Origin of the sequence: Stenotrophomonas indicatrix (assembly GCF_050573115.1) — a bacterium.
In the GTDB taxonomy this organism is placed as follows: domain Bacteria; phylum Pseudomonadota; class Gammaproteobacteria; order Xanthomonadales; family Xanthomonadaceae; genus Stenotrophomonas; species Stenotrophomonas lactitubi_A.
In genome coordinates, this window is the sequence record NZ_JBNYZT010000001.1 from 831,275 (window position 1) to 843,420 (window position 12,146).

Annotated in this window: 11 protein-coding genes; 7 read left to right on the forward strand and 4 right to left on the reverse strand. The window is 67.5% G+C overall.

The window, feature by feature from the left end; all coding sequences use genetic code 11:
* Window positions 1–51 precede the first annotated feature (51 nt).
* Both serC and ACQ5SA_RS03750 read right to left on the reverse strand, forming a co-directional pair.
* Complete coding sequence (gene serC / locus ACQ5SA_RS03745) at window positions 52–1,137, reverse strand: 3-phosphoserine/phosphohydroxythreonine transaminase (RefSeq protein WP_499312733.1); 1,086 nt, start codon at window positions 1,135–1,137, stop codon at window positions 52–54.
* 252 nt (window positions 1,138–1,389) lie between these two features.
* Entirely contained in the window at window positions 1,390–2,199 is an 810-nt protein-coding gene (locus ACQ5SA_RS03750; RefSeq protein ID WP_100552911.1) for an FHA domain-containing protein, read from the reverse strand.
* Window positions 2,200–2,324: 125 nt separating this feature from the next.
* Between ACQ5SA_RS03750 and ACQ5SA_RS03755 the strand changes: the two genes are divergently transcribed.
* The 3 genes from ACQ5SA_RS03755 to ACQ5SA_RS03765 all read left to right on the forward strand — a co-directional run bounded on the left by ACQ5SA_RS03755 (window position 2,325) and on the right by ACQ5SA_RS03765 (window position 4,433).
* On the forward strand, window positions 2,325–2,600 hold the full coding sequence (locus ACQ5SA_RS03755; protein WP_025876985.1) for a polyhydroxyalkanoic acid system family protein: 276 nt from the start codon (window positions 2,325–2,327) through the stop codon (window positions 2,598–2,600).
* Window positions 2,601–2,681: 81 nt separating this feature from the next.
* Window positions 2,682–3,173, forward strand: a complete 492-nt coding sequence (locus ACQ5SA_RS03760; RefSeq protein ID WP_100552912.1) for a phasin family protein — start codon at window positions 2,682–2,684, stop codon at window positions 3,171–3,173.
* A gap of 237 nt (window positions 3,174–3,410) precedes the next feature.
* A complete protein-coding gene (locus ACQ5SA_RS03765) occupies window positions 3,411–4,433 on the forward strand; it encodes a restriction endonuclease (RefSeq protein WP_499312735.1) in 1,023 nt (340 codons plus the stop codon).
* 135 nt (window positions 4,434–4,568) lie between these two features.
* Here ACQ5SA_RS03765 and hutC read toward each other — a convergent pair whose 3' ends face one another.
* Together hutC and ACQ5SA_RS03775 are read right to left on the reverse strand one after the other, a co-directional pair.
* Entirely contained in the window at window positions 4,569–5,297 is a 729-nt protein-coding gene (gene hutC, locus ACQ5SA_RS03770) for a histidine utilization transcriptional repressor HutC (RefSeq protein ID WP_499312737.1), read from the reverse strand.
* Between the two features lie 28 nt (window positions 5,298–5,325).
* Window positions 5,326–6,696: a formimidoylglutamate deiminase gene (locus ACQ5SA_RS03775; protein WP_499312738.1), complete on the reverse strand. Its 1,371-nt coding sequence runs from the start codon at window positions 6,694–6,696 to the stop codon at window positions 5,326–5,328.
* A gap of 67 nt (window positions 6,697–6,763) precedes the next feature.
* On the opposite strand from ACQ5SA_RS03775, the gene hutI reads away from it, so the two are divergent.
* From hutI to hutU, 4 genes are read left to right on the forward strand one after another with little or no spacing between them, the layout of a single operon-like run.
* A complete protein-coding gene (hutI, locus tag ACQ5SA_RS03780) occupies window positions 6,764–7,987 on the forward strand; it encodes an imidazolonepropionase (RefSeq protein WP_499312739.1) in 1,224 nt (407 codons plus the stop codon).
* The gene (gene hutH, locus ACQ5SA_RS03785; protein ID WP_499312741.1) at window positions 7,984–9,540 is read left to right on the forward strand and encodes a histidine ammonia-lyase; all 1,557 of its coding nucleotides are present in this window, start codon (window positions 7,984–7,986) and stop codon (window positions 9,538–9,540) included. Before hutI ends, hutH begins: the two co-directional genes overlap by 4 nt.
* Window positions 9,537–10,391, forward strand: a complete 855-nt coding sequence (gene hutG / locus ACQ5SA_RS03790; RefSeq protein ID WP_499312743.1) for an N-formylglutamate deformylase — start codon at window positions 9,537–9,539, stop codon at window positions 10,389–10,391. The genes hutH and hutG overlap by 4 nt, the downstream gene beginning before the upstream one ends.
* Window positions 10,388–12,055 (forward strand): urocanate hydratase, encoded by a 1,668-nt coding sequence (gene hutU / locus ACQ5SA_RS03795; RefSeq protein WP_499312745.1) that lies wholly within the window; start codon window positions 10,388–10,390, stop codon window positions 12,053–12,055. Before hutG ends, hutU begins: the two co-directional genes overlap by 4 nt.
* Window positions 12,056–12,146: the final 91 nt, after the last annotated feature.

The following is a 12,146-nucleotide window of genomic DNA, read 5'->3' on the forward strand; positions in this document are numbered from 1 at the left end:
CGGAATTCCTTGTTGCGGGGCGCGCACCCGACGATGCGCGCCGTTCATTGCTCAGCCGTGACGCTGCTGGAAATCAGCCATGAAGGCGACCAGCGCCTCGGCCCCGGCCAGCGGCATGGCGTTATACAGCGACGCACGGATGCCACCGACCACCTTGTGGCCCTTCAGCGCCAGCAGGCCGGCGGCCTTGGCCTCGGCGACGAAACGGGCATCGAGATCGGAGTTGGGCAGGAAGAACGGGATGTTCATCCGCGAGCGCGCCGAATGCGCGACCTCGTTGCGATAGAAGCCGCCGGAGGCATCGATGGCGCCGTACACCAGCGCGGCCTTCGCGGCGTTGCGCTTGGCGAACTCGACCACGCCCCCTTCGGCGAGCATCCATTTGAACACCAGGCCGGCCAGATACCAGTTCCAGGTGGGCGGTGTGTTGAGCATGGAGTCGCGGGCGACGTGCGAGCGGTAATCGAAGATGTCCGCGCGCGGCTGGCCACTGCGCTCCAGAAGGTCGCGACGGATGATCATCACCGCGATGCCGACCGGACCCAGGTTCTTCTGCGCACCGGCGTAAATGACGCCGTAGCGGCGCACATCCAGCGGCTCGCTGGCGATGGACGAGCTGAAATCGGCCACCAGCGGCACGTTGCCGGTCTCGGGCACATCACGGAACTCGACGCCGTGGATGGTCTCGTTGGCGGTGATGTGCACGTAGGCAGCATCGGGCGAAAGCCGCCAGCCGGCGCGCTCGGGCAGCTGGCGATAGCCTTCGGCCTCGCTGCTGGCGGCGATGTTGACGTCCACGTACGGGCTGGCCTGCTTGACCGCAGTCTTGCCCCAGTGGCCGGTGACCACGTAGTCGGCACGCTGGCCGGCGCTGGCGAAGTTGAGCGGGATCAAGGCCTGCTGGGTGGTGGCGCCACCGGGCAGGAACAGCACCGCATAGTCTTCGGGGATATCGAGCAGGCGACGCAGGTCGGCCTCGGCCTCGGCGGCCACGGACATGAATTCCGGTCCGCGATGGCTCATTTCCACGATGGAGGCACCGCTACCGTGCCAGTCCAGCATTTCCGCCTGCGCCTGGCGCAGGACCGATTCCGGCAACGTTGCAGGGCCGGCACTGAAGTTGAACGCGCGCGTCATGGCACACCTGTGGGGCAAGACCCCTAGTATGCCGCACTGCACCAGCCTTGCGGCCTAGTGGCGCAAGGGAAATTTGGTTGCATCCGTATCCATTGCCGCGCGCGGTGCGGGGCCGTGCATGGTCTTGGTAGCCGCCAACCTTGGTTGGCGTACGCCGGCAGGCGTCATGGGTGCGGAGGGAACGTGCCAACCAAGGTTGGCATCTACCAGAGCGAAGGCCGGTAGCGCCGGGCCATGCCCGGCGGATGCGCCTCAGCGCGCGCCGAACCACAGCAGCAGGCTGAGCACCGCCGCCAGCAGCAACGCACTACCCAGCAGCCACGGCCAGCGGCGGACCCGACGCGGAGCGGCCGGTACCACGGGCGCCTGTTCGGCTTCGTCGCTGCCTTCGTCATCGGCCAGCGGCGGGCGGCGGCGCGGGTCGTGCGGCACTTCCAGCACGAACCGGTGCTGGCCATCGAACACCACCTGGTCGCCGGCCTGCAGCCAGCAGTGGCGTACGGCAACGCCGTTGACCCGGGTGCCATCGGCACTGCCCAGGTCGCGCAGCAATACACGTTCGCCATGCACTTCCACCCGCGCGTGCTGTTCGGCGAAGGCGGGCTCGTCAATCTCGATGTCGACATCGCTGCCGCGGCCGATCACCCGCGTGCGCGACAGGGGGTAACTGCGGCCGTGATGCAGGCCACCCACACCGCGAAGCAGGCGCTGCTCGTCACCGTTGCCTTCGATGCTGGCGGCCGGCGCAGGTGCCTGCAGCAGGGTGTCGACCTCGCCCTGCAGGACCATTTCCACGCCGTCCACGTAGACCGCGTCACCGGCCCGCAGCAGGGCCATGCGCCGTACCGGGCGACCGTTCACATGGATGCCGCGGATGCCGTTGCCGACCTGCAGCCAGAGGCCGCGGTCGTCCATGCAGAACTGCGCGAGCAGCAGCGCGCCATTGCCGGCATCGCCCAGGCGCACGCTGCCGTTTGCCTGGCGCACAATGCGCTGCACCCCGGGCCGCAGGGGCTGGTCGGGCTGTTGTTGTTGACTGAAGTGAACTAGCAGGTTCTGCACGCGGCGCAGACTAGCAGGTTGGCCGCCCACGAAGAAGAACCTGCGATGAGCGCTTGGCGTAGGCGCTGTCGATGCGCACAATGCTCGCCCTCTCAATCCATCCCCGCCCTGCGCCAGGAGCCTGCATGTCCACCATCGATGTCCGCCACGCCCATACCCTGCCCGACACCCAGGCACGTGAAGCGATCGAACAGGTTGCCGCCAAGCTGGGCGAACGCTTCGGCCTGAAGTCGTCGTGGGCCGCCGACGTGTTGAACTTCTCCGGCAGTGGCGTGGACGGTGCGATCGAACTGCAGCCGGGCGCGGTGCGGGTGACGGCCAAGCTGGGCTTCCTGCTGTCGGCGATGAAGGGCATGGTCGAAAGCGAGATCCAGCGTGTGTTGAAGGAAAAGCTGGGCTGAACCTGCGCTGCGACCGTCACGGCCCAGCAACGTCGGCGCGCGCTACTCTCGGGGGTAGGCCCAACTCCCCCGGGAAGTGCGATGAACCGTTACGAGAATGACGACCGCCGCGACGACGATGCCGGCTTCGGCGACCAGGCAGAACGCTTTTCGCGCAAGCTGAGCGATTCGGCACAGCAGGTCTGGCTGGCCGGACTTGGCGCCCTGGGGCGCGCGCAGGCAGAAGGAGGCCGCTTCTTCGATGGCCTGGTAAAGGAAGGCGAAGCCTGGGAAGCCCGCCGCCGTGAGCGTACCGGCGAGCAGGAACCGGGTTGGCGCGACAACGTGGAGCACTCGCTGGACGAAGCGCGCGAGAAGGCCTCCGGAACGTGGGGCAAGGTCAACAAGGCGTTCGATGACCAGGTGCAGGGTGTGCTCAAGCGCCTGCACGTGCCGACCGCCGATGAAGTGACCGCGCTGGAAGCACGCATCGATGCTCTGACGGCGCGCCTGGCCAAGCTGGAACATCGCGCCTCGACCGACGTCGATGCACCCTCTCCGGGCAGCCATCAATCGCCGGGCAGCACGCCCTGAACCATCTTTGTTGCAACGCAATAAATTTTCGTTGACAATCGCGTAGAACCCGCCAATCGCTTCGGCTGCCGTTTGTTCCCTCCCCTCACGGCTTCAGGATTGGCGGGTTTTTCGTGTCTGGCGCATGCAGATCTGCGGGCTGCATCACGCTTGCTGTCGGGGACACCCTGACGCAATCGACCGGTCGGCCCTTTACACTGTGGGCCTCCGTTTTCGCCCCTTCCGTCGTCGCCCTGCATGCTTCCCTGGATTCTGGCCCTGCTGTCGGCCCTGCTTACCTGCACCCTGGCCACCGTCTATCTCTGGTGGTTCAAGCGCCGACGTACCGAAATGCAACTGGGCCTGCAGGCCCTGGCCGGCATGCACTGGCGCGAGTTTTCGACCCTGATCAAACGCATGCTGCGCGAGCAGCGGGGCCTGCGTGAACTGCAGGACCCGAACGAGGAAAGCCGTGAGCCGAGCAGCGATTTCCTGCTCAGCGACGGCCCGAACAACTGGCGGGTGTCGTGCAAGCACGGCCTGGCCTATCGCATCGGCACCGCTGCGGTGAACGAACTGGGCGCTGCCGCGCGACTGGCAGGCGCCAAGGGCGGCATGCTGATCACCGAAGGCCGGGTTGAGCGCGATGGTCTGACCGCCGCAGAGAAGCAGGCGGTGGAAGTGATCGACGGTCCGCGCCTGTGGCCGCTGCTGCAGCCCTACCTGCCGACCGATGTTGATACCCGCGTGCGCGCGATCGCCCGCCATGAAGCGCTGCGCCGCATCGCCATCGCTGCACTGGCTTCGGTGACGCTGGGCCTGCTGGTCGGGCTGGGCCTACAGGGCCTGCGTACCGAACAAGCGGATCCGACTCCGGCACCCGCCGTCGCGCCCGTGGCGGCCCCGGCCGCACAGCCGTTGCCGACGCCCGCCGCGCCGGACAAGGTTGCGGATGCACCTGCTCAGGCGACTGCAGCAGCCGCGCCGGCGCCGCAGAATGCCGACGACGCGCGCAGCAATCCCAACCCCGACGCTGCCACGCTGGACCGCTACCAGGCCGAACTGGCCCGCGCGCTGGCCGGGCAATCCGGCATCGCCAGCGGCGTCTGGCTGACCCGCCAGACGCTGGCGATCAACCGCACCGGCGAACTGGAAACCGTGTGGCCGCGTGTGTGCCAGGAAGTACTGCGCTACCCCGCCCTGCGCAACGTCCGCGTGCAGCTCAACGCCCGCCCCGGCGTGGATGAGCCGGTGCGCTGGCGGCAGTGCGCGACGTATTGATGGGCTGAGGGGTGATGGTGCCGAGCTCGCTCGGCTGCTCGGCACCGCATCCACGCATGGCGTGGATCTACTCACGGCGGTTTGTTGCCGCTTGGCTGAAAGCGCCCGGGGAAGAAGCCGAGCGTGTCTTCGCCCCTATCGCGCCCCGGGTGCGAAGCGGGCGACCAGATCCCAGGCATCCCCAAGGAACATCTGACGCACGCGGGTGATCGGCTGTTCGCCGCGCCAGGTCAGTCGCTCGATCACCAGGCAGGCGGTACCGGGTTTTACTTCCAGCAGCTTGGCGGTGGGCGCGTCGGCACCCCATGCGCTGATGCGATGCTGGGCGCGTGTCCACGACACGTTCTGCAGCAGCCAGCTGCCCGGCGCGGTGGTACTGAAGTCCACTTCCAGCACCTCGGGCACGCCGACCGGGCTGATCAGGCGATGCTCCAGCGCCAGCGGCCGGCCATCGGCCAGGTGCAGGCAGCGCATCGCCAGCAACTGTTCGCTACCCGCCAGTTCCACCTCACCGGCATTTGCTGCCTCGGCCAGGCGCAGTTCGCGCTGCAGCAGGCGGTAGCCGTACTGATGCCCGCGCGAGCCGACCTCCATGGCGATGTCCGGGATCTCCAGCGCCACCTGCTCGAGGTGTGGTGGCTGCCGTGCCACGAAAGAACCCGCTCGGCGGCGGCGCTCGATCATGCCGCTCTCGGCCAGCGCCGTCAGCACCTTGTTCACCGTCATCCGCGAGCAACCGTACTGCTCCATCAGCTCGTGCTCGTACGGAATACGGAAGCCCGGCGCCCACTCCCCGCTGAGGATGCGGCTTTCCAGGTCGCTGCGGATGCGCTGGTTGAGCGTGGCGGACTTGCTGGCCTTCACGTAGTCGGGTCTCAAGGGTGGGAGGCGATCAGCCCAGCACGCCACGCAGGGCAGCGGCGAAGGCGGTGGTGATCGCCTCGCGCTGCAGGTGGCGGCCGTCGGCCACGCACTGGCGGCCATGGCGCCAGACCGATCGCAGCGCGCCATTACGTGCGGCGAACACCCAGCTGTCAAGCCATGCGTCACCGTGTCGCGCCTGCAGCGCGGGGTGCGCAGCATCCAGTTCAACCATGTCAGCGCTGGCACCCACCTGCAGGCCGGCAGCTACGCCCAGCGCCTGTGCACCGCCCTGCAGCGCCCCTTCAAACAGGAAGCGCCCGGTGCTGCGACCGGCATCCGGGGCCAACACGTTGCGACCCCGCAGCGTCAGGCGCTGGCCGTACTCCAGCAGGCGCAGCTCTTCTGCGGCGTCGATCAGCACGTTGGAATCGGAGCCGACGCCGAAGCGTCCGCCCTCGCGTGCGAAGGCCTGCATCGGGAACAGGCCGTCGCCCAGATTCGCCTCGGTGATCGGGCACAGACCGGCCACGGCCTTGCTGGCGACCATCTGCGTACGCTCGTCGTCGGTGATGTGGGTGGCATGCACCAGGCACCAGCGCGCGTCGACAGGCGCATGGTTGTACAGCCACTGCACCGGTCGCTGGCCACTCCATGCCAGGCAGGCTTCGACCTCGCGCACCTGCTCGGCGATATGGATGTGTACCGGGCCGTCGGCCAACGGCAGCAGCGCGCTGAGCTCGTCGCCGGTCACCGCGCGCAGGCTGTGCGGGGCGATGCCGAGCACCGCATCGGGCAGCGTGGCCAGCGCGGTGCGGGCGCCATCGAGCAGCTGTGCGAACCCGTCTACGTCATGGATGAGGCGGCGCTGTGCCGGATTCGGCGGCGCGCCACCGAAATCGGCGTGGGCATAGAACACCGGCAGCAGGGTCAGGCCGATGCCGGTCTGCTCGGCCGCAGCAGCAATCTGCACGCTCATCTCGGCGCGATTGGCATAGGGGCGGCCATCGGCATCGTGGTGCAGGTAGTGGAATTCGCCGACGCGGGTGAAGCCGCTTTCCAGCATCTCCATGTACGCCTGGGCGGCGATGGCCTGCACTGCGTCCGGGCGCAGATGGGCCAGGAAGCGGTACATCAGTTCGCGCCAGCTCCAGAAGCTGTCGCCGTCGCCGCCACCGATCTCGGTCAGCCCAGCCATGCCGCGCTGGAAGGCGTGGCTGTGCAGGTTCGGCAGGCCCGGCACCAGGATGCCCACGCGGGTATCACCGTCCTGCGCTGCCTGCCCGCGCGTGACCGCCGCGATGCGCCCCTCCTGCACCTGCAGGCGGACATCGGCGGCCCAGCCGTCTGCCAGCAGGGCGTGGGCGGCATGGAAGGAGTGCGGGGAACGCGAATCGGACATGGCTGGACAACCCGAATTGGACGCCTATATTGTATAGACATATAAGCACAGCCGCGTTGTGGATGCCATGCACGTCGATACCCTCTGGTCCAACGTCCACCTGATGACCCTCGATGGCGAGGGGTTGGGTGTCCTTCGCGATGCAGTACTGGCCGCCACCGATGGCCGCATCGTGCATGTCGGTCCCGCCGGCAGCGATGCCCACCTGCAGCCGACCACCCGCATCGACGGCGAAGGGCGCTGGATGTCGCCGGGCCTGATCGACTGCCATACCCACCTGGTCTACGCCGGCAACCGCGCCAACGAATTCGAGCAGCGCCTGCAGGGCGTGAGCTATGCCGAGATCGCCCGTGCCGGTGGCGGTATCGTGTCTACCGTGCGCGCCACCCGCGCCGCCTCACCAGAGCAGCTGGCACATGAGAGTCGCCCTCGCCTGCTGGCGATGCGTGCCGAAGGCGTGACCACCATCGAGATCAAATCCGGCTACGGCCTGACCCTGCAGGACGAGCGCAAGCAGCTGCAGGTGGCCCGCGCGCTGGGCGAAGAATGCCGGGTGAACGTTGTGCCGACCTTCCTGGGGGCACACGCGGTGCCGCCGGGCCGCGAGGCGCAGGAGTACACCGACGAGGTGTGCGAGGTGATGATCCCCGCCATCGCTGCCGAAGGTCTGGCCGAAGCCGTGGACATCTTCTGCGAGAACATCGCGTTTTCGCCGGCGCAGGCGCGTCAGGTCTTCGAAGCCGCGCGCGCGCACGGGCTGGCGATCAAGATCCACGCCGAACAGCTGAGCAACCAGCATGGCGCCGAACTGGCGGCCGGTTTCGGTGCGCTGTCGGCCGACCATATCGAACACCTGGACGACGCCGGCATTGCCGCGATGGCCACCGCCGGCACCGTCGCCGTGCTGCTGCCCGGCGCGTTCTATTTCACCCGCGACACCACCCTGCCGCCAATCGCTGCGCTGCGCGCGGCCGGCGTACCGCTGGCGCTGGCCACCGACAGCAATCCGGGCACCTCGCCGCTGACCAGCCCGCTGCTGGCGATGAACATGGGCGCCACCCTGTTCCGCTTGACTGTGGACGAATGCATCGCCGGCTTCACCCGTGAAGCGGCGCGCGCGCTGGGCCACGGCGAGCGCATCGGCCGCCTGGCGGTCGGCATGGACTGCGACCTGGCGATCTGGGACATCGACGCCCCCGCCGACCTGGTCTATCGCATTGGATTCAACCCGCTGCACGCGCGCGTGGTGCGCGGACAGCCCGACCTGCCTGCCTCCTGGAGCAACACATGAGCAACACCCTGGTTCTTCGCCCCGGCCATGTCACCCTCGCCCAGTGGCGGCAGGCGTATCGCGGTGCGCCGCTGTCGCTTGACCCGGCCGCATTGCCGGCGGTGCGCGCCAGCGCTGCAACGGTGGCTGCCATCGTCGCCAAAGGCGCGCCGGTGTATGGCATCAACACCGGTTTCGGCAAGCTGGCCAGCGTGCGCATCGAACGCGAGGATCTGGCCACCCTGCAGCGGAACATCGTCCTTTCGCATGCCGCGGGCGTGGGCGAGCCGATGCCGGCGAATGTGGTGCGGCTGATGATGGCGTTGAAGCTGGTCAGCCTGGCCCAGGGCGCTTCGGGCGTGCGCGAGGAAACCCTGCTGCTGCTGGAAGCAATGCTGGTAAAGGGCGTGCTGCCGGTGGTGCCGGCGCAGGGCTCGGTCGGTGCTTCGGGCGACCTGGCGCCGCTCTCGCACCTGGCCAGCGTGATGATCGGCGTCGGCGAGGCCTTCGTTGGCAACGAGCGCCTGCCCGCCGTGGACGCACTGGCACGTGCTGGCCTGCAGCCGGTGGAACTGGGCGCGAAGGAAGGCCTGGCCCTGCTCAACGGCACCCAGTTCTCCACCGCGTACGCACTGGCCGGCTTGTTTGAAATCGAAACCGTGTTCCAGGCCGCGCTGGTCACCGGCGCGCTGTCGGTGGAAGCGGCCAAGGGCTCGGACACGCCGTTCGATCCGCGCATCCATGCCCTTCGCGGCCAGCGCGGACAGATCGCCACCGCCGCTACGCTGCGTACGCTGATGCTGGACTCGGGCATCCGCGAATCGCATCGCGACAACGACGTGCGCGTGCAGGACCCGTACTGCCTGCGCTGCCAGCCGCAGGTGATGGGTGCGGCGCTGGACATCCTGCGCCAGGCCGCAACCACGCTGGAAATCGAAGCCAATGGCGTGTCCGACAACCCGCTGGTGTTCACCGATACCGGTGAGGCGCTGTCCGGCGGCAACTTCCATGCCGAGCCGGTGGCCTTTGCCGCCGACATGCTGGCGATGGCGGTATGCGAGATCGGCTCGATCAGCGAACGTCGCCTGGCGATGCTGGTCGACCCGGCGCTGTCCGGCCTGCCGGCGTTCCTGACCCCGCGCCCCGGTTTGAATTCCGGCTTCATGATTCCGCAGGTGACCGCCGCTGCGCTGGTGTCGGAAAACAAGCAGCGCGCCTACCCCGCCAGCGTCGATTCGATCCCGACCTCGGCCAACCAGGAAGACCATGTATCGATGGCCGCGCACGGTGCACGACGCCTGATGCAGATGGCCGAGAACGCAGCCAACGTGATCGGCATCGAGCTGTTGGCCGCCGCGCAGGGCTGTGACTTCCATGCACCGCTGCGCTCCAGCGCCGCGCTGGAAACCGTGCGCGCCACGCTGCGCGCGCAGGTGCCGACGCTGGAAGAAGATCGCTACTTCCATCCGGACATGGTGATCGCGACCGATCTGGTTCGCAGCGGTGCACTGGCCAAGGGCTTGGCCCATCTGTTGCCAAACGTGGAGCTGCCGACCGTGGAACCGCAGGCATGAATGCCCGTCCCGAATGGCTGACCGTGCACGAGGGCGATGCCCCGCTGATCGTCAGCTTCCCGCACACCGGCAGCGAACTGCCGCATGACCTGATCGGCGATTTCCACTCGCCGTGGCTGGCGCGTCGCGATGCCGACTGGTGGGTGCATGAGCTGTACGACTTCGCCCGCGGGATGGGCGCGACCACGGTGCGTTCGGCGATCTCGCGCTCGGTGATCGATCTCAACCGCGATCCCAGCGGCGTGTCGCTGTACCCGGGCCAGAACACCACCGGCCTGTGCCCGCTGACCACCTTCGACAACCAGCCGCTGTACCACGCGGGTCGCGAACCGGACGACGCCGAGATTGCCCGCCGTCGCGACACGTATTTCGCGCCGTACCACGACGCTCTGGCCAAGCAGATCGCACGTCTGCGTGCACGCCACGGCACCGTGGTGGTGTACGACGCACACTCGATCCGCTCGCACATCCCGCACCTGTTCGATGGCGAGCTGCCCCAGTTCAACCTCGGCACTGCCGGGCCGTCCGGTGCACCGGACACGTCGTGCGACAACGCACTGAGCGATGTGGTGGAAAACCTGCTGAAGATCAGCGGCATGAGCCACGTGCGCAACGGCCGCTTCAAGGGCGGCTGGATCACCCGCCACTACAGCAGCATTGCCGGTGGCGTGCACAGCCTGCAGATGGAACTGGCCTGCCGCGGCTACATGCACGAGCCCCTGCCCGACCAGGTGGACGAGCACAGCTGGCCCACCCCGCTCGACCCCGACCACGCCGCACCTCTGCGCCACACCCTGGCGCAGGTGCTCAATGCCTGCCTTGAATTCGCTACGAACCGGAGCGCCGCATGAACCGCAACGACCCGTCCCGCACCATCGCCGCACCGACCGGCACCACGCTTACCGCAAAGAGTTGGCTGACCGAAGCGCCGCTGCGCATGCTGATGAACAACCTGCACCCGGACGTGGCCGAGCGGCCGCAGGAACTGGTGGTGTACGGCGGCATCGGTCGTGCCGCACGCGACTGGGAAAGCTTCGATGCCATCGTCGAAACGCTCAAGCGCCTGGACGATGACCAGACCTTGCTGGTGCAGTCGGGCAAGCCGGTGGGCGTGTTCCGTACCCATGCCGATGCACCGCGCGTGCTGATTGCCAATTCCAACCTGGTGCCGCGCTGGGCCAACTGGGACCACTTCAACGAGCTGGATAAGAAGGGCCTGGCGATGTACGGCCAGATGACCGCCGGCAGCTGGATCTACATCGGCGCGCAGGGCATTGTGCAGGGCACCTACGAAACCTTCGTGGAAATGGGCCGCCAGCACTACAACGGCAGTCTGGCCGGCAAGTGGCTGTTCACCGGCGGCCTGGGTGGCATGGGTGGCGCGCAGCCGCTGGCCGCCGTGATGGCCGGCGCCTCGTGCCTGGCGGTGGAATGCCGCAAGAGCAGCATCGAGATGCGCCTGCGTACCGGCTACCTGGATACCTGGACCGACAACCTGGATGAGGCGCTGCGCCTGATCGAAGAATCGTGCACCGCCAAGAAGCCGTTGTCGGTCGGCCTGCTGGGCAATGTTGCCGACGTGCTGGACGAACTGCTGATCCGTGGCGTGAAGCCGGACCTGCTGACCGACCAGACCTCCGCGCACGACCCGGTGAACGGCTACCTGCCGCAGGACTGGACGGTGGAAGAATGGGATGCCAAGCGGGTAACCGCACCGAAGGAAGTGGAGAAGGCCGCGCGTGCGTCGATGGCCAACCACATCCGCGCCATGCTCGGTTTCCACTCACTGGGCGTGCCTACCGTGGACTACGGCAACAACCTGCGGCAGATGGCGCTGGAAGAAGGTGTCGAGGACGCGTTCGATTTCCCGGGTTTCGTGCCTGCCTATATCCGCCCGCTGTTCTGCCGTGGCATCGGCCCGTTCCGTTGGGCCGCGCTCAGTGGCGACCCGGAAGACATCGCCAAGACCGATGCCAAGGTGAAGGAGCTGATTCCGGACAACCCGCATCTGCACCGCTGGCTGGACATGGCCGCCGAGAAGATCAAGTTCCAGGGCCTGCCGGCGCGCATCTGCTGGGTCGGTTTGGGTGATCGCGATCGCCTGGGACTGGCCTTCAACGAGATGGTCGCCAACGGTGAACTCAAGGCACCAGTGGTGATCGGCCGTGACCATCTGGATTCGGGCAGCGTGGCTTCGCCGAACCGCGAAACCGAAGCGATGGCCGACGGCTCCGATGCGGTGTCCGACTGGCCGCTGCTGAACGCCCTGCTCAACACCGCGAGCGGTGCGACCTGGGTGTCGCTGCACCATGGCGGCGGCGTCGGCATGGGTTTCTCGCAGCACGCCGGCATGGTGATCGTCTGCGATGGCACTGAAGCGGCAGCCAAGCGCATTGCACGCGTGCTGTGGAACGACCCGGCGACGGGCGTGATGCGCCACGCCGATGCGGGGTATGAGATCGCGATCGACTGCGCGAAGGAAAAGGGACTGGATCTGCCGGGTATCCTCGGCTGATCGAGCTGGATGGGTGGTGCCGATCATCGTCGGCACCGCCCGATGGTAGTGCCGGCCGCTGGCCGGCAGCCGCATGAAATTCAAAAGCAGC